Source organism: Pseudomonas graminis (assembly GCF_004364335.1).
Classification (GTDB): domain Bacteria; phylum Pseudomonadota; class Gammaproteobacteria; order Pseudomonadales; family Pseudomonadaceae; genus Aquipseudomonas; species Aquipseudomonas graminis_D.
On the sequence record NZ_SOCR01000002.1, the window covers coordinates 343,986 to 365,210 of the forward strand.

The 21,225-nt window shown below is 62.4% G+C and carries 21 protein-coding genes; 11 read left to right on the forward strand and 10 right to left on the reverse strand.

Annotated features, from left to right (window positions below; all coding sequences use genetic code 11):
- Positions 1-641 precede the first annotated feature (641 nt).
- Both EC919_RS04000 and EC919_RS04005 read left to right on the forward strand, forming a co-directional pair.
- Positions 642-971 carry a hypothetical protein gene (locus EC919_RS04000; RefSeq protein WP_074885710.1) on the forward strand — a complete coding sequence of 110 codons (330 nt, stop codon included), beginning with the start codon at positions 642-644 and terminating at the stop codon, positions 969-971.
- 219 nt (positions 972-1,190) lie between these two features.
- Positions 1,191-1,496 carry a DUF6482 family protein gene (locus EC919_RS04005; protein ID WP_133771433.1) on the forward strand — a complete coding sequence of 102 codons (306 nt, stop codon included), beginning with the start codon at positions 1,191-1,193 and terminating at the stop codon, positions 1,494-1,496.
- Between the two features lie 86 nt (positions 1,497-1,582).
- Here EC919_RS04005 and adhP read toward each other — a convergent pair whose 3' ends face one another.
- Genes adhP through EC919_RS04025 form a run of 4 tightly spaced genes read right to left on the reverse strand, consistent with a single transcriptional unit; the run spans position 1,583 to position 8,656 of the window.
- Positions 1,583-2,614, reverse strand: coding sequence for an alcohol dehydrogenase AdhP (gene adhP, locus EC919_RS04010; RefSeq protein ID WP_133771435.1), 1,032 nt, complete (start codon positions 2,612-2,614; stop codon positions 1,583-1,585).
- Positions 2,615-2,668: 54 nt separating this feature from the next.
- Positions 2,669-4,852 (reverse strand): ornithine decarboxylase, encoded by a 2,184-nt coding sequence (locus EC919_RS04015; protein ID WP_133771437.1) that lies wholly within the window; start codon positions 4,850-4,852, stop codon positions 2,669-2,671.
- A 37-nt stretch (positions 4,853-4,889) separates the two neighbouring features.
- Positions 4,890-7,394, reverse strand: a complete 2,505-nt coding sequence (locus tag EC919_RS04020) for a phosphoketolase family protein (protein WP_133771439.1) — start codon at positions 7,392-7,394, stop codon at positions 4,890-4,892.
- Between the two features lie 59 nt (positions 7,395-7,453).
- Positions 7,454-8,656: an acetate/propionate family kinase gene (locus tag EC919_RS04025; protein WP_133771441.1), complete on the reverse strand. Its 1,203-nt coding sequence runs from the start codon at positions 8,654-8,656 to the stop codon at positions 7,454-7,456.
- 209 nt (positions 8,657-8,865) lie between these two features.
- Between EC919_RS04025 and EC919_RS27075 the strand changes: the two genes are divergently transcribed.
- Together EC919_RS27075 and EC919_RS04030 are read left to right on the forward strand one after the other, a co-directional pair.
- Positions 8,866-9,027: a hypothetical protein gene (locus EC919_RS27075; protein ID WP_166650483.1), complete on the forward strand. Its 162-nt coding sequence runs from the start codon at positions 8,866-8,868 to the stop codon at positions 9,025-9,027.
- Between the two features lie 13 nt (positions 9,028-9,040).
- Positions 9,041-9,472 (forward strand): potassium channel family protein, encoded by a 432-nt coding sequence (locus tag EC919_RS04030; RefSeq protein WP_133771443.1) that lies wholly within the window; start codon positions 9,041-9,043, stop codon positions 9,470-9,472.
- Between the two features lie 179 nt (positions 9,473-9,651).
- On the opposite strand, the gene EC919_RS04035 is transcribed toward EC919_RS04030, so the two are convergent.
- From EC919_RS04035 to EC919_RS04045, 3 genes are all read right to left on the reverse strand, one after another.
- On the reverse strand, positions 9,652-10,437 hold the full coding sequence (locus EC919_RS04035; protein ID WP_133771445.1) for a sulfite exporter TauE/SafE family protein: 786 nt from the start codon (positions 10,435-10,437) through the stop codon (positions 9,652-9,654).
- Positions 10,438-10,583: 146 nt separating this feature from the next.
- Positions 10,584-11,087 (reverse strand): cupin domain-containing protein, encoded by a 504-nt coding sequence (locus EC919_RS04040; protein ID WP_133771446.1) that lies wholly within the window; start codon positions 11,085-11,087, stop codon positions 10,584-10,586.
- 195 nt (positions 11,088-11,282) lie between these two features.
- On the reverse strand, positions 11,283-12,368 hold the full coding sequence (locus tag EC919_RS04045; RefSeq protein ID WP_133771448.1) for a glycoside hydrolase family 3 N-terminal domain-containing protein: 1,086 nt from the start codon (positions 12,366-12,368) through the stop codon (positions 11,283-11,285).
- Positions 12,369-12,667: 299 nt separating this feature from the next.
- Between EC919_RS04045 and EC919_RS04050 the strand changes: the two genes are divergently transcribed.
- The 4 genes from EC919_RS04050 (at position 12,668) to EC919_RS04065 (ending at position 16,088) form a co-directional block, all read left to right on the forward strand.
- On the forward strand, positions 12,668-13,015 hold the full coding sequence (locus tag EC919_RS04050; RefSeq protein ID WP_133771450.1) for a hypothetical protein: 348 nt from the start codon (positions 12,668-12,670) through the stop codon (positions 13,013-13,015).
- A 219-nt stretch (positions 13,016-13,234) separates the two neighbouring features.
- Complete coding sequence (locus tag EC919_RS04055; protein ID WP_133771452.1) at positions 13,235-13,798, forward strand: type 1 glutamine amidotransferase domain-containing protein; 564 nt, start codon at positions 13,235-13,237, stop codon at positions 13,796-13,798.
- A gap of 199 nt (positions 13,799-13,997) precedes the next feature.
- Positions 13,998-14,663: a glycosyltransferase gene (locus EC919_RS04060; RefSeq protein WP_133771454.1), complete on the forward strand. Its 666-nt coding sequence runs from the start codon at positions 13,998-14,000 to the stop codon at positions 14,661-14,663.
- Positions 14,664-14,813: 150 nt separating this feature from the next.
- Positions 14,814-16,088 (forward strand): Nramp family divalent metal transporter, encoded by a 1,275-nt coding sequence (locus EC919_RS04065; RefSeq protein WP_208294946.1) that lies wholly within the window; start codon positions 14,814-14,816, stop codon positions 16,086-16,088.
- A gap of 431 nt (positions 16,089-16,519) precedes the next feature.
- On the opposite strand, the gene EC919_RS04070 is transcribed toward EC919_RS04065, so the two are convergent.
- Together EC919_RS04070 and EC919_RS04075 are read right to left on the reverse strand one after the other, a co-directional pair.
- Entirely contained in the window at positions 16,520-17,020 is a 501-nt protein-coding gene (locus tag EC919_RS04070; RefSeq protein ID WP_133771458.1) for a copper chaperone PCu(A)C, read from the reverse strand.
- Positions 17,020-17,628, reverse strand: coding sequence for an SCO family protein (locus tag EC919_RS04075; RefSeq protein ID WP_133771459.1), 609 nt, complete (start codon positions 17,626-17,628; stop codon positions 17,020-17,022). The genes EC919_RS04070 and EC919_RS04075 overlap by 1 nt, the downstream gene beginning before the upstream one ends.
- 441 nt (positions 17,629-18,069) lie before the next feature.
- Between EC919_RS04075 and EC919_RS04080 the strand changes: the two genes are divergently transcribed.
- Genes EC919_RS04080 through EC919_RS04090 form a run of 3 tightly spaced genes read left to right on the forward strand, consistent with a single transcriptional unit; the run spans position 18,070 to position 20,455 of the window.
- A complete protein-coding gene (locus EC919_RS04080; protein ID WP_133771461.1) occupies positions 18,070-19,101 on the forward strand; it encodes an acyl-CoA dehydrogenase family protein in 1,032 nt (343 codons plus the stop codon).
- On the forward strand, positions 19,098-19,859 hold the full coding sequence (locus EC919_RS04085; RefSeq protein WP_133771463.1) for a PIG-L deacetylase family protein: 762 nt from the start codon (positions 19,098-19,100) through the stop codon (positions 19,857-19,859). Before EC919_RS04080 ends, EC919_RS04085 begins: the two co-directional genes overlap by 4 nt.
- Positions 19,856-20,455: a class I SAM-dependent methyltransferase gene (locus EC919_RS04090; RefSeq protein ID WP_133771465.1), complete on the forward strand. Its 600-nt coding sequence runs from the start codon at positions 19,856-19,858 to the stop codon at positions 20,453-20,455. Before EC919_RS04085 ends, EC919_RS04090 begins: the two co-directional genes overlap by 4 nt.
- Before the next feature lie 8 nt (positions 20,456-20,463).
- Here EC919_RS04090 and EC919_RS04095 read toward each other — a convergent pair whose 3' ends face one another.
- Positions 20,464-21,195 (reverse strand): GNAT family N-acetyltransferase, encoded by a 732-nt coding sequence (locus EC919_RS04095; protein WP_133771467.1) that lies wholly within the window; start codon positions 21,193-21,195, stop codon positions 20,464-20,466.
- Between the last annotated feature and the right edge of the window lie 30 nt (positions 21,196-21,225).

The following is a 21,225-nucleotide window of genomic DNA, read 5'->3' on the forward strand; positions in this document are numbered from 1 at the left end:
ACCCGCTTGCCCGCGATGGGGTCAGTCAGCCAGAGGTAATGGCTGACTGATCCGGTCGCGGGCAAGCGTCGTTTTGGCAACACCCTTTCATGCCCCCCCGCCGGACACCTGCGCTGCCCACCCCGGATTCATTGACTTTGTAGTCACGAATCGACCTGCATGTTCTAAAACTACAAATTATGTAGTGCTCGAAAATAATCACTACAAAACCGTTGACGAGGCCTGTTGCCGACTGCATAGTGCAGGCGTCTCCCCGATCGGGAGAGCTGGCAAAAGTATTCCGGGCCCGTTCGACACAGCCGTCGAACAACCTCTGGATGTGTGCTGCCCACAAGGCAGATTGATGAAGCGGAACCTGCAAGATCGACCCACCAGGCCGAACGCTGGCGACACGTCCTCATGACACTTGTGGTCGACCACTCAGTCGCCCGTGTCCTCAAGGCGTCCGCCGTTTCTCTTCCGGGTCCGATCTTCCTCCTCTGCTCTCTTCAATGCCCACACACATGTGGCCCGGCACCGGCTCTGTGTACCGACGGACCCTGCTTGTCAGCATCTGGAAGGACTGCGAATCGACGGACGATTCGCCATTGCGTTTGAACTCACTCGATAGATTAACCAGTGGTCAAAAAGGGGTAACAACCATGAACCTGAACAACCAACCTACCATTGATCAATTGGCTCGACTGTTCGCCGCACGCAAGGATTCCCTTGATAGCCACATCCTCTGGGTGTGCGAGGAAGGCAACGTGCACATGGACGGCCTGGGTGCCTGCACCGAGGAAGAACAATTCGAGAGCCAGCACCCGCACATGCGTGCCCGCCTCAAGATGTACCGCAAGGGTCACGGCTACGTCGGCAAGAAGGCCGCAGCGGACAAGCAGTTCCTTGGTCAGGTGCTGGAAACCCTGAGCAGTGAATGGGGTGCGGTGCAGCAAGCGCCTGGTCTGCGCGTCATCGACAAGCTCTGCTGATTGACGCGTCGTTGCCTGCCCCTTTTCGAGGGCAGGCAACGGCGATTTTTCGCAACGGTGAACCTGTTGCCAGCCACCGCCAACACTCCCCTCATACGCCTCCCCCGATTTGCCTTGAACTTGGCACCGCCATCCTCTTCCAATGCAGGCGAGCCGCGTCGACGGTTCGCATCAATCCATGGAACAGACAACGCCCGCGTGCGTAATTAAGGTGCCGTAATGGATCTGGACAAGCTCAGCAAACACGTCAAGGCCGGAGAAGTCACCGAGGTCAATCTGGTGTCGATCGAAGGTGGCTCGTACGCCATACATGCGCTCCTGGACGGCAAGTCCAATGCCGTCAGCAGCCCCGACGGCAAAGTCCTGCACGTGGCCTCGGTCGACGAAGCGCGCAAATGGCTGTCGTCCCTCCAGGAAGTGAAGCTGTTCATCGTTCACCCGGTGGTTTACGACGAAATGGTCGGCCAGCCCCACACCACACCCGAAGCGCCCCGCCAGCCAATTCCGTTTCGCTCGGGTCATTGATCTAAGCGGCGCGATGCGTACCGGTTCTCGCTGGGTGCATGCGATGCATAGTGGGACCGGCTTTAGCCGGGAAGAGGCCGGGGCGATCACCCGCGAAAGTCGATGACTATCCTCGACTTCACTTCGCCCTCTTCAAGCTCTCTGAATACCTGATTGATCTCGGCCAACGGTCGCAACTCGATGTCGGCCTTCACCTTGCCTTCGGCGGCGAAGGCCAACGCTTCGGCCATGTCTTGCCGGGTTCCGACGAAAGAGCCACGCACGGTGATGCAATTGGCGACCACCTCGAACAGCGACAAGGGAAACTCGCCCGGCGGCAAGCCGACCAGCACGCACGTCCCACGCTTGCGAGTCATGCCCACGCCTTGCTTGAACGCCGCCAGCGAAGGCGCGGTGATCAGTACGCCATGCGCTCCGCCATCGGTGACGTCCCTGACCGCTTGCACCGGATCACCCTCGCGGGCGTTCACCACTGCGTCTGCGCCCAATCGGGTGGCATGGTCGAGTTTGCCGTTGTCGACATCCACCGCACACACGCGCAGGCCCATGGCCCTGGCGTACTGCACCGCCAAGTGCCCTAGCCCGCCAATTCCCCAAATCACGATCCACTGACCCGGCCTGACATCGGCCTCCTTGATGCCCTTATAGGTGGTCACCCCGGCGCAGATGATCGGCGCCGCTTCATGGGGGGCAAGCCCGGCGGGAATGTGCGCGACGTATTCCGGGTCGGCGAGGATGTATTCGGCGAAACCGCCATTGCGGGTGTAACCACCGAACTCGGCGCTGGCGCACACCGTTTCCCACGCGCTCAGGCAATACTCGCAGTGGCCGCAGGCTGAAAACAGCCACGGCACGCCCACCCGATCCCCCTCGACCACACTGGTCACGCCGGCACCCAATGCGACGACGATGCCAATGCCTTCATGGCCCGGAATAAACGGCAGCGTCGGCTTGACCGGCCAGTCTCCCCTCGCCGCGTGCAAATCGGTATGACAGACCCCGCACGCTTCGGTCTTGATGAGTATCTGGCCGGGGCCGGGCGTGGGAATGTCCCACTCGCGAACCGCCAGCGGGCTGCCGAATGCTTCGACCACTGCCGCTTTCATTTTGCCTTTCATGGCGTTTTCCTTTAGTTGGACAGGTTAAGTTCGGGTGACGGGGACTCGCAGCGCTCACTGCTGGAGCACATGACCATAAGCGCGGATACGACCGTCGTCTTCGGTACGCAGGTACACACCTTGAAGCTCCGGGTTGAACCCGGGGAACTGGTTGATCGCGTCCTGCAACGCGAGAAAATACGCCAGCACCGCGCCGTCCCAGATTTCGCCGGGCACCACACACAAGACCCCCGGTGGATACGGCAACGCGCCTTCGGCTGCCACACGCCCGCGAGCCTCCTCCAGCGCAATCAGCTCGACCTTGCCCCGTACGAACTCCAGATTGGCTTCGCGGGGGTCCATCGCCACGACGGGCATGCTCGCCTTGCGGAACATGGCCTTCTGCAGCTGCTTCACGTCGTGCCGGGCGTAGAGGGAATGCATTTCCTGGCACAGCTGGCGGATGCTGTAGTCGCGGTAGCGCACCTGATGGGCGTTGTAGACGGCCGGCAGCACGTCGGCCAGTGGCGCATCGTCTTTGATGAAACGTTCAAAGCGACCGATTTGCGCGACCAGATGCTCCATCTTGGCCTTGCCCTCGGCTGGGGTGAGCAGGAACAGGATGGTGTTGAGGTCGTTCTTTTCAGGGACGATCTCAAACTGGCGCAGAAACGTCGCCAGCACCCCGGCATGGATGCCGAAGTCGGTGTATTGGCCGCTCATGGCATCAATCCCGGGGGTGGTGAACAACAGTTTGCAGGGGTCGATGAAGTACTGGTTTTCCGTGTAACCCTCGAACGCGTGCCAGCGTTCGTCCGGGTGAAAACGGAAGAACCGAAGGTCGCGGGCGATCTCATCGGTGGGATAGTCCTGCCAATAGCGACCGTCGACGGTCGGCGGCACGAAAGGTTTGATCAGCGTGCAGTTGTCCATCATCAGTTTGCGCGCCTCGATGCCGGCCCGCACGCATTCGTCCCACAGCCGATGGCCGCTGCATCCGCTGTGCATGCGCGCGTTGACATCCAGGCAGGCAAACAGCGGATAGAAGGGGCTGGTCGAGGCCTGGGCCATGAACGAATTATTCAGGCGCAGGTGGTTGCAGTAGCGCGCCTGCCCCTTGATGTGGCGGTCTTTCTTGTGGATCTGCGAGGCCTGGGAAAAACCGGCCTGCTGCTTGTGGATGGACTGCGTGACGAAGATTCCCGGATCGTCGGGGCCCAGCTCCAGCAACAAGGGCGAGCAGTCTTTCATCATCGGGATGAATTGCTCGTACCCCAGCCACGCCGAATCGAACAGGATGTAATCGCACAAGTGACCAATGCGATCGACGATCTGCCGCGCATTGCACACCGTGCCGTCGTAGGTGCCCAGCTGAATGATCGCCAGGCGGAACGGCCTCGCCTGATCGGCCTTGGCCGGCGCAACCAGGCTCAGTTGCTCGCGCAAGTAGCGCTCTTCAAAACAGTGCGAATCAATGCCGCCGATCAAGCCGTAGGGGTTGCGCGCCGTTTCGAGGTACAGCGGCGTCGCGCCGGCCTGAAACAACGCGCCCTGATGGATGGATTTGTGATTGTTGCGATCGAACAGCACCACATCGCCGGGCGTGAGCAACGCCTGGGTCACTACCTTGTTGGAGGTCGAGGTGCCGTTGAGGACGAAGTAGGTCTTGTCGGCGTTGTAGACTTTTGCCGCGCGCTTCTGTGCTTCCAGGGGCGCGCCCTCGTGAATCAGCAGGTCACCCATCTCGATATCGGCGTTGCAGCGATCCGCGCGAAACAGCGTCTCCCCGAAGAAATCGAAAAACTGCCGGCCTGACGGGTGTTTGCGAAAGAATTGCCCGCCCTGATGACCGGGACAGGCGAAGGTCGAGTTGCCCCGCTCGACATAGTGTTTGAGCGCGCCGAAAAACGGCGGCAACAAGGCCTCCTCGTACTGCGTGGCCGCTCGCTCCAGTTTGTGACCGTAGAACTCGGCGTTGTCGGCCCCCAAGTCAAAGACGCCGCTGATCTGCAGGAGCACCTTCTCCACATCGAGAATAGCCTCGCGGGTCAGCTCGTCGTCTTTGTCCACGGCAAAAAACACCGGTATATCGAAGCCGGACCGGCAGACATCGTCGACCCGTCCCTCACGCCAATCCTGGGCGGTGAGAACCACAGCGGCAATGTCGGTGAGGTCGGTCGCGCCGAAATCCACCACCTCGCGGGACGTGTTGAAGCAACGGCGGGCGTCGGGGCTGGCGACGACTTTGAGTCTGTTCATGTATGCGGCCTTCCGTTGCAGTTAAAAGGTTGATTGATCACGCGTCCGTGAAGGTCTGCCCGCGGACATGCCCTTTGGCCAACGGCGGCGGCGTTTCGGACTCGCTGAAATCCGCTGTCCAGCGCCAGTTTCTAATTTCCGGCATGTCCTCGAAGTGTTCACGAATCCATGTGTGGTGTTTGCGCAACTGGCTCTCGAAGAAGTGCACGGCGTCCAGGCTGTGAGCGCGCAAATGCGGAAGGTGGCTCAAGGCGTCGATCGCCAGGTGATAACGGCTCATGCGATTGAGCACCACCATGTCAAAAGGCGTGGTGGTGGTGCCTCGGTCGCTGAAGCCGCGCACGTGAAAACGTGCCTCGTTGGCGCGCCCGTGAACCATCGAGTGAATGACCCAGGTCGAGCCGTGAAAGGCGAACATCACCGGTGCGTCGCGGGTGAACAGCGCTTCGAACGACACGTGATCCATGCCATGGGGCCGATCTTCGGGGGCACTCAGAATGCCGAGATCAACCACGTTCACCAGCCTCACCCGGATGCCGGGCACGTACTTTTGCAGCAACCAGGCGGCGGCCACTGCTTCGGTGGTGGGCACATCCCCGGCACAGCCGAGGACCACGTCCGGCGCGTCGTCATCATCGCTGCCGGCAAACGACCAGATCGATGCGCCCCGCGAGCAGTGCCGAAGGGCCGCATCGAAGTCCAGCCATTGAAACTCCGGCTGCTTGCCACAGGTCACGACGTTTACGTAGTTGCGACTGCGCAGGCAGTGGTCAAAGACATTGACCAGGCAGTTGGAATCGGGCGGGTAGTACACGCGAACCACATCCGAACGACGCTGCAGCACGTTGTCGACAAACCCGGTGGACTGATGGCTGAAGCCATTGTGGTCGTTGCGCCAGGCGTGACTGCTGATCAGGATGTTCAGCGAGGCCAGAGGCCGGCGCCACGGGAGCTCACGGCTTTGCTGCAGCCACTTGGCGTGTTGCGTGACCATGGAATCGACCACCTGGGCGAACGCTTCGTAGGTTGACCACATGCCGTGGCGCCCGGTGAGCAGGTACCCTTCGAGCCAGCCCTCACAGAGGTGCTCGCTCAGCACTTCCATGACACGGCCGTCGGCGGCGAGGTGGTCATCGATGTCCAGACACGGCCCGGCGGCGGTCCGGTTGCTGGCGTCAAACACGGCATTGAGTCGGTTGGAGTTGGTCTCGTCGGGCCCGAACACGCGAAAGTTGCGCGGGTTGTTGCGCATGACGTCGCGCAGGTACTCGCCCAGCTTGCGCGGCGCTTCTGCAATGACCTGGCCCGGCCCGGGCACCTCAAGGCCATAGTCGGCAAAGTTCGGCAGGTCCAGCGCCACCAGCCTACGGCCGCCGTTGACGTAGGGGGTCGCGCCCATGCGCAGCGCAGGCGGAGGCGTCAGCGCTTGCAGTTCCGTCGCCAGACGCCCATGGTCATCGAACAGCGTCTGGGGTTCATAGCTGCGCATCCAGTCTTCCAGTTGCTGGAGGTGCTCGGGGTTGCCGGTGACGTTGGCGAGGGGAACCTGATGGGCGCGGAACGTGCCCTCGACCGGCAGACCGTCGACCACCTTGGGGCCGGTCCAGCCTTTGGGGCTGCGCAAAATAATCATCGGCCATCGCGCGCGTACGGCTCCGCCGCCCTCTCTGGCGGCGGCCTGGATCTCGCAGATGATGTCGTCACAGCGGTTGAGTGCGGCGGCGAAGCGCTGGTGCATGCCCGGCAGATCATCGCCGGCGACGATGATCGGCTGGTAACCGCGGCCTCGATAGAGTTCGAGCAGATCATCATCGGCGAGCCGTGCTTCGACCGTCGGCCCGGAGATCTTGTACCCGTTGAGATGGAGAATCGGCAGCACCGCGCCGTCCCGTCGCGGATCGAGGAAGTGCACGCTTTTCCAGCTGCCTTCCAGGGGACAGGTTTCGGCTTCACCGTCGCCGATCACACAGGCCACCAGCAGCGAGGGGTTGTCGAACACTGCGCCGAAGGCGTGCATCAGCGAATAGCCCAGTTCGCCACCTTCGTGGAGGGAGTTGGGCGTATGCGGGCCGCAGTGGCTGGGAATGCCGCCGGGTGTGGAGAAACTGCGAAACAAACGCAGCATGCCGGCTTCATCTGCGGTGATGTCGGGGTGCACTTCGCTGTAAGTGCCTTCGAGCCAGGCACAGGCGTTCAGGGTCGGACCGCCATGGCCGGGACCGGAGATAAACAGTGTCTCCGTGCGACGCTCGCTGATCAGCCGGTTCAGGTGCACGTAGATAAAGTTTTGCCCCACCGAGGTCCCCCAGTGTCCCAGCAGCCTGGGCTTGATGTGCTCGGCCAGCAGCGGTTCACGCAGCAGTGGGTTGGCCTTGAGATAGATCTGGCCGACGCACAGGTAATTCGCGGCGTTCCAGTAGTGGTGCAAGCGCGAGAGCAACTCGGGGCCCAAGGGGCCTGGCGAGGTGTCGGGCTCCATCCAGGACGCGCGGCTGACGTGGGTTTCATCAGCGCTGGAGAGTGACGGGTTGAAGCTGTACATAGCGACTCCACGGGGTGCGATACGCAAGGTGTGCGGCGCACGAATGCGCCCCGGTCGATTCATGCGCTGTCGTGCAGCAGCGCGAGGGCGTGGCGGGCGATGACGGCGTTTTCGTCAGTCGCGATGGTCCATGCTGAAACCTTGCTGCCGGGCAGCGACAGGCAGGTGCCTTGTGACGTGTCGGGTGCGGACGAGTGCTGCAGGCCGAGCCATGCGCAGCCGTCGAGAATCGCGTTGCGAACAGGCGCCGAGTTTTCTCCGATGCCGCCGGTGAAGACCAATGCGTCGAGCCCGCCCAGGACCGCCGCCATGGCGCCAATCTCTCGCACGACGCTGCGCACGAATAGCGCGATGGCTTGTGCTGCCGCTGGCGCGGTGCTGTCAGCCAGTTCGCGCATGTCGCTGGCGATGCCGCCGGAAACGCCCAATAAACCGCACCGGTGATACAGCAGGTCTTCAAGGGCTTCGGCGCTCATGCCGCGCTCGCGCATCAGGTACAGCAACACGCCAGGGTCCAGCCGACCGGGACGCGTACCCATCAACAAACCGTCCAGGGTGCTGAAGCCCATCGTCGTCGCCCGACTGACCCGGTTATGCATCGCGCACAGACTGGCGCCATTGCCCAGGTGCGCCACTATCGTGCGCCCGTTCGCGGCACGCGGGTCGTATTGCGGAAGGACACCGGCAATGTATTCGTACGACAGCCCATGAAATCCGTAGCGGCGCAGTCCCTGTTCGGTCATGGCTCTGGGCAATCCGAAGGAAATCTCCAGCGGATCGAGGCTGTGGTGAAAGGCGGTGTCGAAGCAGGCAAATTGCGCCAGGCCACCGTGCTCTCGAGCCAGATAGTCGATCGGCGCCAGGCACAGCGGCTGATGCAGGGGCGCCATGGGAACAAGCGCCTGCAGCTCGCGCATCAGGGTCGAATTCACGCGGGCGCCCGTCAGCGTGCGATCGCCGCCGTGGACCACCCGGTGCGCCGCCGCGCAGAGCCGTCCCTGGGCGTGATGGTCTATCCACTCCATCAGGTTCAGCAAGGTGCCGGTATCCGCTGTTCCCTCGGTGCGTGGCCACGCTGCGCTTTGCTGCGCGCCGTCAGCAGCGCGGAAGATCAACCGCTCGGTGTCCGCGTGTGCCTCAAGACTGCCGTGGCCCAGGCACGAATTTCCCGCACCGCTATCGGCGGCGTCATAGAGGGAAAACTTAATGCTTGAAGAACCCGCGTTCAGTACTAGCAAAAGCGGGCGCGAGTGATCAGTCATGGAGCAGCCTCATGAGCCTCCCATGATCGCGATGGGTTTGGCGGTGGCTGAGGTAAATCAACCGACGGCCAGTGTGCTCGCCCGAAGTGGCCCGGTATTGATCTGGATCAAGAACGCCGGAGTCAGCCCTTCCCGCTCATCCCGTTCCGCAATGCTTGCTGTCACTGGCCTGCGGACGCGCCTATGCTGGATCGCTCAAGGAGATGCACATGACTGCCTATCTGGCTGCCGTTCCCGGTTTATACCTCAACGCAGCGCGCGCTTTCTTCGATGCTGGTGAGCGGTGCCTGTCCCTTGGCATGGGGGTGCATGACACCGAACGCGTGTCCACTTTCGTTCCGCCGCGCGAACAAGGCTTCACGACGCTTTGATCGGGAGAGCGCCATGTTTGCCGTCACCCTCATCAACATCGTGATCATCACCACGGCGGTGATCGTGCATTACGAATGCCTGATTCGCCTCAACCAGCTGATGCCCAGACTGGGGCTGCGGCATCGGTTCAGGGTCGTCATCGGCGTGCTCGGTGCACTGGTCGCCCATGCCGTTGAGGTCTGGATCTTCGCCCTGGGCTATTACCTGATGAACCGGTCCGACACATTGGGACGTCTGACGGGCAATTTCGACGGCAGCTTCATGGACTCGGTCTATTTCTCGTTCACGACCTACACCACCATCGGCTTTGGCGACATCACGCCCGACGGCCCCCTGAAATACCTGACGGGCCTGGAGGCATTGACAGGGCTGGTGCTCATTACCTGGACGGCATCGTTCCTGTTCATCGAGATGCAGCGTTATTGGGGGGCGGAGAAGGAGTGAGCGGGATGTCAGTTCCCGCTTCGTTGGCAGGGAGATTTTTCGCGGGCAAGCGCGCTCCTACACGATTTTATACGCCGGAAATTCCGGACAGTGCCGAGCCCCCTTGTAGGAGCGCGCTTGCCCGCGAACGCGATGGATCAGTCAGCGCGCTTTCACCAGACTCAACGCGCACACGCCCCTCAAAACGCCAGCTTGTAACCGATCGCCAGCAGCATCAGCGCCAGACACGGGCGCAGGATGGCGTCGGGTACGCGACCGGTCAGATGGCTGCCTATGTAGATGCCCGGCAGTGATCCCATCAGCAGGTAGCCCAGCATCGACCAGTTCATGTTGCCCATGCTGGCGTGGCCGATGCCGGCGATGAGGGTCAGGGGGACGGCGTGGGCGATCTCGGTGCCGACCAGCCGACGGGTTTCGAGGAAGGGGTACAGCAGGAACAGCGCCACGGTGCCGAGTGCGCCGGCGCCGATGGACGTGAGCGCGACCATGGTGCCCAGGATAACGCCGGTCAACACCGTCAGCCCGTTCAGGCTTCGGCTGCTGAGGCGGTAGCGATCCCCCGCGTGGCGCTGGGCAAAAGCCAGCAGGCGTTTCTTGAAGAAGATCGCCAGCGCCGTCAGCAGCAGCACCACGCCCAGCGCCTGCTTGATCACCGCGTTCATCGCGTCCGGCGCGGTGTGCAGGCTGCTCAGAAACCACAGCGTCAGCCCGGCGGCCGGCACGCTGCCCAGGGTCAGCCAGCCGGTGATGCCCCAGTCGATGTTGTCGTTCTTTTTGTGAACCAGCACGCCGCCGCTCTTGGTGATGGCGGCATACAGCAGATCGGTGCCCACCGCTGTGGCGGGGTTGATCCCGAACCACAACAGGATCGGGGTCATCAGTGATCCACCGCCCACCCCCGTCATGCCAACGATGAAACCGACCACCAGCCCTGCGACGACGAAACCCACATTGCCAAAATCCATTGCTCTGCCTGACTGCACATTTGAAAGCCGGCGGGCAGAATAGCGATTTTTGCTCTAAGGACTGCTGATTTTCTTATATCGCGCCTAGATCGAGACGTTCTATGGTTATAACCAAACAGGTCATGGGCACGTGCATGAGCCGTGAATCAAGGCTCGCCGTCCCAGTAATCCAGCGTCGCATCAGGCCGTTGCACGGCCGCAAACGCCCTTGCCCCATTAATGGTGACCATCGCCTGATACTTGCCAGAGTCCGGGTATTCGCACACCTCAGGGGTTTCCCGGGTGCTGATGGATAAATACTTGAGCGGCGCGTCCGAGGTGTTGATGATCTGATGTGGGTACTCCGGACCGGGCGGAATGAAGATCACATCGCCGCTGCGGATCGGGAGCCTTTCACCCGCAACGCGCAAGATGCCCTGCCCGTCCAGGATGACGAACATTTCCTCCTGAGCGTAATGGAAGTGATAGGGGCAGGAACGCTTGCCCGGCGCGACGATATCCACCGATGCGCCCAGCTTTTGCGCGACGGTGTCGGTGCCCAGGCGCGCGGCGTGGCTTTCGTACAGCGGGTCACGCCGCTCGTGCTGCAGCGGTACGTCATTGAAGTTGCGAATCAGGCGCGCGGCCAGTTCGCCGGGGTCATTGCTCATGCTCACTCCATTAACAAAACGGCGGTATCGATCAGGGGTCGTAAAACATCCGCATCAGAGCGTTTGATGCAAAACGCACGCGTCAACGGGTTGCAACGATGAACAGGCGCGAATGGCCGAGAGTAGAACGCGCGGGCCGGGAGTACAAATGGGTGAGCTGCAAGCTGCAAGTGGTCGGCAGCGAGCAGCCCACGATCAGATCATGACGCGTCGGGTGAGGTGGCCGCCTGAGACCGGGTAGGACACGTAGAGGCCTGAATCCACCTGGGCTCTAGACGTTCCGGCGTGGACGCGAACGGTGTGGGCCGCTGCCAGCAGGCGTTGCGCGTCGAGTCGTCCGTCTGTCACTGCCTCGAGAATCGCCTGGGCGATGTCGTCCAGGCCCGCTTCGGCTGACACCAGCAGCAGGTGCGCGCCGGCGTTCAGGGCGGCGACGGCGGTGTCGGCGATGCTGTTGCCGCGCAGGATGGAGACGGCATCGAGGTCGTCGGACACGATCAGCCCTTCAAAACCCAACGTATCTCGCAGCAGGCCGATCACCGCCGCCGAGGTGCTGGCCGACCGCTGCGGGTCCAGCGCCGGGAACACCGCCGGACCCGGCATGATCGCGCCGACGCCTGCCGCAATGACCTGGCGGAACACGTCCAGCCCGCCGCGGAGCGCAACAGCGTCATCAGGCACGGTAGCCTGCTCCACCGCCGGGTCCTGCTCAAGTTGGGGATGACCGGGAAAGTGCTTGGCCGTGGCGATGATGCCAGCGCGTTGCACACCGCGGATGAATGCGCAGGCAATGCGCGCCACTTCGACGGGATCGGACCCGAGGTTGCGCTGGTGCAACCAGGGATTCGCACCGGTGACCACGTCCACAATCGGCGCCAGGAACAGGTTGACACCCATGACCCGGGCCGAGCTGGCCATTTCATAACAGCGCGACTCAATGTCCTCGGTGCTCATGTGGGTCAATTCGGCCGACGCCGGCATACCGGGCACCAGACCGTGCAGGCGCTGGATGCCGCCCAGCTCCTGATCCACGGCGATCAGCACCGGCACCGCCGCACACACTGCCGCCTCCCTGGCGATTGCGGAAAATTGCGCATCGGTTTCTTCGCGGCGGCGCTCGAAACTCATGCGCCGCGCCAGGTATTCGTCCCGGGTCTCGCCCAGCAGCACCGACACGCCGCCGGCTTGCAGATGCCGTCGCACCGGTTCATCCAGCGCCAGGCCGGCAATTGCCGGCATCAAAACAGACCGTGCAGCCCGTTGCAGTTCATCGTGTGGCATGTGCTCTCCGTCGATCAGGCAATGACGAGCGAGGGTGACTCATGAATGTGCTCGGTTATGCTCACTCTATTCATAGATCGAGCAACAAGCAATCAAACGAGCAATAACGGGCGACCAAATGAGCGAAGTCGTACTTCAGGATGAATCGTCCACCGGCTCCGTATCGGCTGCGCCAGCGAGGCATCAACAGGCAGTGAAAAATTTCAAAGCGTGCGCTTTTCATTTGCACAGTTGCTGGTCAACATAGGCGGCCATCGACCCGGTCGAATTGTTTTCGTTTCCTTATTCAGGATGAATTGATGCGCCGTTTATTTCCGTACTCGTTACTGGGCTGCGCCATGGCCGTGGTGCTGGCCGGTTGCAGCTCTACGCCGAACAACCCGTCGTTCAATTTCGATACGGCCAAGACGCCGTCCGACTACGCCAAGTGCATCTACCCCAAGTGGCAGCAGATCAAGCCCGGCACGACCATGACCGAGAGCAAGGGTCACTACAAACTGCTGATCTCCGGCAAGATCGCCTCCGATGAAATTCTCGAGGTCTACAAGGGCAACCCCAACACCCGGGTTTTCCTGTATCAGCGCGCCCCGCTGTCGTCGGCCTTTGGCCGCAACGCCCTGGAAAAAGCGGCCCGCGAGTGCCTGTGACCACCGCGTGAATCCTGGTGCGCCGTTTCGTCGCACGGCATTGCTTGTCGCACCCGAAATCCGGGTGCACTGCCCCACCCATGAGCTAACGCCTCGGTACCCGGCCACGCAATCGGGCTGAACTTTTGCTTTTCCGGCTTCCTCTGAAAGTGACACCGCATGCCGATGGCAGGCGCAGTTTCAACTTCAGCACTTTTTATTTCAGAGGAAAGCAAAAGCATGAGCAGTCAACTGAACGGCAAGAAGGTTTTGATCATCACGTCCAATACCGGCATCGAGCGCGACGAGTTGCTCAAGCCACTGGAAGCGTTGAAGGGCCAGGGTGCTGCGGTCACCCACGCCTCTATCGAAGGCGGCACTGCGCAACTGTTCCTGAACGACACCGACAAAGACGCCGTTGTCACGTCTGACACCAAGCTGGCCGGCCTGTCTGCCAATGATTTCGATGCACTGGTCATTCCCGGCGGCACGGTCAACGCCGACACCCTGCGCCAGGACAGCGATGCCCAGAAGCTGGTCAAAGCGTTCGCCGACGCCGGTAAAACCGTCGCGTCGATCTGCCATGGCCCCTGGCTGCTGATCGATGCCGGCGTGATCGAAGGCAAAACCCTGACTTCCTACCCAAGCGTACGCACTGACCTGGTCAATGCCGGCGCGGCCAATTGGGTCGATGCCGAGGTCAAGGAATGCCCGGCCAATGGCTGGACCCTGATCACCTCCCGCACGCCGGACGATCTGCCGGCGTTCAACGAGGCCATCGTCAAGGCGCTGCTGGCGGGCTGAACCTTCATCAGCACACGGTAACGCAAGAGCCCATCGACGCCGCTGACCAGCGGCGTCGCTGCGTTTGGGCATCCCCCGACGCCTGACACGCGAGGCGCGTGGTCTTCGCAAACGAAAATACTTGAAACCAAATTTCCCTCCCTTCGGTCGACATCGAAGGACGCCGCGATCAGCGCAGGTGCCGAGACGAGACACTTCGATGATTGGAATCATTGTCCCCGCGCACAACGAAGAAGACTTCCTGGACGACTGCATCAAGTCGCTGATCGCCGCTTCTGTCCACGAAGACCTCCACGGCGAGCCCGTTGAAATCCTGATCATGCTGGATGACTGCTCCGATGCCTCGGCCCGGGTAGCGGCCGCCCACGGGATTACTACCCACGTTTGTGCATACCGCAATGTCGGCATGACCCGCGCAGAAGGCGCGCGACTGATGCTTGAACGCGGCGCCCGCTGGCTGGCGTTCACCGACGCCGACAGCGTTGTGCCCTATGCCTGGCTGGCGCATCAGGTCAGCCTGAACGTGGACGCGGTCTGTGGCATCGTCGAAGTGGATGACTGGTCCGGGCATTCCGAGCAGGTGCGCCAGCGCTACGACTCGCTGTACCGGCCGGTCGATGACCATCGGCACATCCACGGCGCCAACCTGGGCGTCAGCGCGAATGCCTATCAGCGGGCCGGCGGTTTCAAGGCCCTGGCCGCCCATGAAGACGTGCACCTGGTCGCCGACCTGCAACGCACCGGCGCGTCCATCGCGTGGATTTCCGCGAACAGCGTCACCACCAGCGCACGAAAAGACTATCGGTGCAAAGAAGGCTTTGGGGATTATCTAAACTCACTGGCAGCGACGTCGCTGTCCAGCTGACGTTGGTCAGGCGCACTCGCTGAAACCGCACGGTCGGGCCGGAGTGCCCTGCCCTTGCCACTTTTGATCGCTCAACTTCCAACGCCGGACTCTTCAATGCCGCCCATCGATCACCCTGCCAGCCCCGGCGACGACACACTCGGCGGGGGCATGCCCAGCGCCAGTGTCGCCATGCCCAAGACCGGCAATTGGTTCAAGCGGCTGCTCGCGTTTACCGGCCCCGGCTATATGGTCGCTGTGGGCTACATGGACCCGGGCAACTGGGCGACGGACATTGCCGGTGGTTCGAAATTTGGCTACCTGCTGCTGTCGGTCATTCTGCTGTCGAACCTGATGGCTATCGTCCTGCAGGCACTGTCGGCGCGGCTGGGCATCGTCACCGGATGGGACCTGGCACGGGCCTGCCGCGAGCGCTGCAGCCGACCGGTCTGTATTGCGCTGTGGATTGCCTGCGAGATCGCGATCATCGCCTGCGACCTGGCCGAGGTAATCGGCACTGCGATTGCGCTGAACCTGTTGTTCGGCATTCCGTTGATCTGGGGCGCAGTGATCTCGGCCGTCGACGTTTTTCTGATTTTTCTGCTCATGGGCCGCGGGTTCCGCGCCCTTGAGGCGTTTGTCATCGCGCTGCTGCTGGTCATCTTCGGCTGCTTCGCGATCCAGATGGTGCTGGCCCAGCCTGATCTGGCGGAGCTGTTTGCCGGCTTCATCCCCAAGGCCGAGGTGGTGACCAATCCCGAGGCGCTTTACCTGGCGATCGGCATCATTGGCGCCACGGTGATGCCGCACAATCTGTACCTGCACTCGTCCATCGTGCAGACCCGCGCCTATCCGCGCACGGACGAAGGTCGACGCATCGGTCTGCGCTGGGCGGTGACCGACAGCACCATCGCGCTGACCCTCGCGCTGTTCGTCAATGCGGCGATCCTCATTACAGCAGCGACGGTGTTCCACAAGGCCGGCAAGACCGACGTGGTGGAAATCGAGCAGGCTTATCACTTGCTTTCGCCGATGCTGGGCGTGGGCATGGCATCGATGCTGTTCGGCGTGGCGCTGCTGGCGTCGGGGATCAATTCCACGGTCACGGCGACGCTGGCCGGGCAGATCGTCATGGAGGGTTTTCTGCGTCTGCGCCTGCCGGGCTGGATCCGCCGCCTGCTGACGCGGGGGCTCGCGATCATTCCAGCGATTGTGGTGACCAGTATTTATGGCGCCCAGGGGACTGCGAAGTTGCTGGTGCTGAGTCAGGTCATCCTGTCGATGCAACTGCCCTTCGCCATCGTGCCCCTGGTGCGCTTCGTATCTGACCGCAAGCTGATGGGCGATTTCGTGACCGGTCCCATTCTGACAACCCTGGCCTGGGGGATCGCATTGTTGATCATCGTGCTGAATGTGGTGTTGCTGCTGGGGGCGTTTGGGGATTGAAGTCCCCAGACGTCTTCGACCTCCCTGAGAAACTCCACCCGTAAATATCGGCCTGCTGGTAAACCCAGTCCGTAGGAGCCGGCTTGCTGGCGAACGCGGTTGGACACCCGACATCTTCATACCTGACCTGCCGCGTTCGCCAGCAAGCCGGCTCCTACCGGTTTTTGTATCTCATGCAGATATTCGATCAGGCCAGCGCCAGGATTTGTGGGACTGGCTTTAGCCGGGAAGACGTCGGTTTGAACACCATAAATTCTGCGGGGTGGCGCCTGCCGCTTTCCCGGCTGAAGCCGCTCCTACAGTGGATACGCAGCGCCTTTGTAGGACTGGCTTTAGCCGGGAAGACGTCGGTATGAACACCATCAATTCTGCAGTGTGGCGCCTGCCGCTTTCCCGGCTGAAGCCGGTCCTACTGGGAGACGCGATTCCACTTAATGGGTCATCCCATGATCATGGCTCATGTCCATCGGCGCCATCGCGGCGCGGGCCGGGGCGGTGACATTCACCACTTCGGTCTCCCCCTTGGCAGTCTTGACAGTCAGGGTCAGTGGCACCTGGTCGCCCTCTTTAATCTGGCCGTTCAGGCCCATGAGCATGACGTGGTAGCCATCAGGGTCCAGCGCGACGGTCTTGCCCGCTGGCAGCGCCACGGCGTCGACCGGGCCCATGCGCATGACGTCGTTGGTCATGCTCATCTCGTGGATCTGCACATCTTTGGCCACCGGCGAGGTGACGCTGAGCAGCGTACTGTCGGTGTCGGCAGTGATGCGCATGAAGGCCCCCGATGAAGGCTGCCCGGCCACCGTCGCACGCACCCACGGATCTTCGACCCGCGTCTGGGCAACCGCACTCAGGCTAACGCCGGCCAACAGGGAGACAACCAACGTGCGCGAAACGAACGAGCGCGAGACAGCAGCAAACAAAGCATTCATCAGCAGACTTCCATGACAGTGAGCAAATCTTCCGCGCATTGCTTGGCGGAAAGCGAAGGCGATAGTCCCAGGCGCAGATTGCCCCGGGAGTCGAATACGAAACTGGTGGCGGTGTGGGACATCGTGTAAGTGTTGCCCGCCGGGACCTTTTCGTAGAACACGCCGAATTCTTTGGCGACGTGAGCGGTTTCTTCCAGCGTGCCGCGCAGGGCGACGAAGGTCGGATCGAACTGTTTGACGTAGGCGTCGAGGATCTGCGGCGTGTCGCGCTCGGGGTCGACGGTGATGAAGATCACCTGCAGCGTCTTGCCGTCCTCGCCCATCATCTTTCTGATCTGCGCGGCGCGGGCCAGCGCCGTCGGGCACACCGCCGGGCATTGGGTGAAACCGAAAAACACCATCGGCATCAGCCCGCGATAACTCGACAGGGTTTTGACCTCACCGTCGGTGTCGGTCAGCTTGAAAGTACGGCCCATGATCTTGTTGCTCAGATCTTTGCCGTACTTGAAATCCAGCGCAGTGGTCGAACCGTCACAGCCGGCCAGCAGGCCCAGCCCCAACAGGCCCATGCCGGTGATCACCTGACGGCGGGTCAGAAACTCATTCATCTGGCGAACTCTCGAAAGCAGCGGCTGGCGCCAACGCCAACCCTTTTTTCGTCCACCTCCCGGCACCGCAGGCGTTATTGGCAGCCGCACTGCTGGCCGCGAGGGACGAAGCGAAAAAAACAGGTGCCCGACAGTGTCGCGCAAAACCGGGCGGAATGCGTTACAAGCGGATTTGACCGACACCATTGGACGGCGCTGCACGCCTTGACGCCCATGGTTTGAGACACGCCCGCTGCGACAAAACCGCGCACCTGGCTGCACAGCGCGGATCACCACCCTCGCAGGTTCTTCCTTCCGGAGGCAACCGAACCGGCGGGCAGAAGAAATGTTTGAACCCCGACCCGCTGGCGCTGCCGAATTCCATCAGCAGGCCGCGCAAGCGGGCCAGGCAAAAAGCCCGCGCACCTCGCGTCGGCGTCAACGGTTCGGAGACAGTCAGCCATGCGGGACGATGCACAAGGACTTGAATCACTGCTGGCGGATTTCGCCCACCGTGACAATCCCCGCGTGCCGGACGCTCCCCTGCGTCAGGCCATGCAGCGCTGCCTCGACAGCGGACTCGATCAACTGCCGTTGCCCGGCAGCGGTCGCACCCTTGAGCGCTGGCGACAATTGGCAACGGTGGCGGGCCTCGATCTGGCGCTGCTCAAACTCTACGAAGGCCATACCGACGCCCTTGCCATTCTGAAAGAGCTTGGCGCCGTACCTTTCGAAACACCCGGCATCTGGGGTGTGTGGGCCGCTGAACCGCCCGATGCCAAGGTCGGCGTCAGCCAACGCCACGGCGACAAGGTTCGCCTCAACGGTCGCAAGGCCTGGTGCTCCGGCGCGCAACAACTGGATTACGCCCTGCTCACCGCCTGGGCCAGCGATGCGGCGCCACAACTGGTGGCCGTCGACTTGAAACAGCCGGGCGTGCGCTTCAGCAGCGAGACCTGGCAGGCCGTGGGCATGGCCGGCACCGCCAGCGGCGATGTGCACTTCGACGGCGCGGTCGGCATGTGCGTGGGCAACAGCGGCGAGTACCTCACCCGACCCGGATTCTGGCAAGGCGGCGCCGGCATCGCTGCCGCCTGGTATGGCGCGGCAGTGGCGCTGGGGAAAAGCTTGCGCGCGCACCGGCATCACGGGCGGCCAGAACCCCACGCCGACGCTCATTTGGGCAGCGTGGATGCAGCGCTGTGCGGCGCGGCGGCGGCCTTGCGCGAATGCGCCTCATGGATCGACGCGCACCCGCAGGCCGACGCGAGCCTGCAAGTGCAGCGCCTGCGTGCGCAGGTCGAGATGGCCGTGGAGCAGGTGTGCCGGCATGTCGGCCGGGCGTTGGGCGCAACGCCGTTCTGCCGCGATCCGCATTTCGCCCGGCTGACCGCCGACCTGCAGGTGTTTATCCGACAAAGCCACGCTGAACGCGACCTGGCCTATCTGGGCCAGCGAGTCGCCACGGGCGAAACCGAGGATTGGTCACTATGAACGAAGCACAGCCATTCGGCGTCAGCGGGACACCGTTGAGCGCCTGGCAGAACAGCGTGGCATTGCGCGGTGTGCGCCCGATCACCCTGGAAGAACTGGTTCCACCCGGTTCACGCCTGATCGTGCTCGCGCCACATCCCGACGACGAAGTACTGACCTGCGGCGGCCTGCTCGCGGCGATGGCCCAGCGGCAGAACGATGTGCAACTGGTTGCCGTGACCGACGGCGAAGGCAGTCATCCACAATCACCGCTGTGGCCCGTGCAACGCCTGCGCACCGAACGTCGTCGGGAAAGCCAGCAGGCCGTCGCCCACCTGGGCCTGGACGTGTCGAGGTTGTCCTGGCAACGGCTCGGCATGGGCGACGGCCAGGTTGCCGAGCATGCCGACTCATTGATCGCGCTGCTCACCGAAGACCTGCGTCCCTCGGACGTATTGCTGACCACCTGGCGCCACGACGGCCATTGCGACCATGAAGCCGTCGGCCATTGCGCGGCCCAGGCGGTCGCCAACACCGGCGCGACACTGGTTGAAATCCCGGTCTGGGCCTGGCATTGGGCTGAACCCAATGACCCACGCATCCCCTGGGAGCAGGCACGCAAATTCTGGCTCAGCGACGAACAGCTGCGGCGCAAGCGCGAAGCCATCGGTGCCCACTTGAGTCAGCTGGAAAACGATCCGAGCACCGGCGCGCCGGCGGTGTTGAACCCGCAGACGCTGGAGCGTCTGCTGCAACCCTTCGAACTGGTGTTTCTGTGAGCATGACAGGTGAATATTTCGACGAGCTGTTCGCCAGCAGCGACGACCCATGGGCCTTCCGTACGCGCTGGTACGAGCATCGCAAACGTCACCTGACCCTCGCCGCCCTGCCCCGCCAGCAATACGCGCGAATCTTCGAGCCGGGCTGCGCCAATGGCGAACTGAGCCTGCGCCTGGCCGAACGGTGCGACGCGCTGTTGTGCATGGACCTCAGCCCCCGGGCCGTGACCCTGGCCCGTGACCGCCTGAGTGCGCACGCCCATGCTCAGGTGCTGGAGGGTTGTCTGCCCCAAGACTGGCCGGCGGGGCAATTCGATCTGGTGGTGATCAGCGAATGGGCCTATTACCTGACGCCGGATGCCTTTGGCGAGATCATCGAGCGCATTCGCGAAAGCCTGACCCCGGACGGCGCGGTGCTGGCCTGCCACTGGCTGCACCCCATCGAAGGCTGCCCGATGGAGGGCCGCGAAGTGCATCAGGTCCTCGCGCGGCACCTGGCCATGGAACGCACGCTGCATCACGCCGAGCGGGATTTCCTTTTGGAAATGTGGAGCAAGGACCCGCGCGGCATCGACCTCAACGAGGCCGTTCTCTGATCGCTGGATTAAACGAGCTGCGGACCGATAAAGGCCTGCGCCCCTGACTCGCCCAGCAATCCGTTCACGAACAGGCGCGCCTGCCGGGTCAACTGGTCGATGTGCCGATCGCGCTGTTTCTCCGCATTGGTCATCGCGCGTTTGCCGTGCTGTTTCAACAGATAGCTGTGGATCTGCCGCACTTCCAGCGAGTTGTAGATCGGCGCGATGTCCAGCACCGCCAGCAAGCCGTCGGTTTGCTGCTCGCGGGTGTTCATCAGCACCTGCGGTCCCCGCGCAGCCAACACGCGAAAGCCGAGCGCCTCGAACACCGGTACCTTCGCGACGAAGCAGGCCAGTTCGGCGTGGGGGTAGCGTTCGGTCATCTTCGTCAGCATGGCCCGCGCCACGCCCTGACGACGGCGCGCCGTCTGTACCGCCATGTACGCCACGGCGCACGCCTGCGGGTCCTGTTGAACCGGCAGATAGAGCAAAAAGCCGATAACCACGGAGGGATCCTCGGCGTCCAGCGCCACGATCAATTCCACCGCAATCCCCCGCGAGCCGTCCATCGCCTGCACGTACTGATGCACTTCATGGCCAACGCCGTATTGATACAGCGGGTACAACGGATTGCTCGGGGCGATGGCGACCATGCTGAGGTCGGTGACGTAGTCGATCACCATCTGCATGATCTGGCTCTTGATCGATTCCGGTGGCGTGGCGTCGAGGCGCATGACAGTAAACGTGGGGCTGGGCATTGTGATCCTGAATCCGGGGTCGGGCGGTGG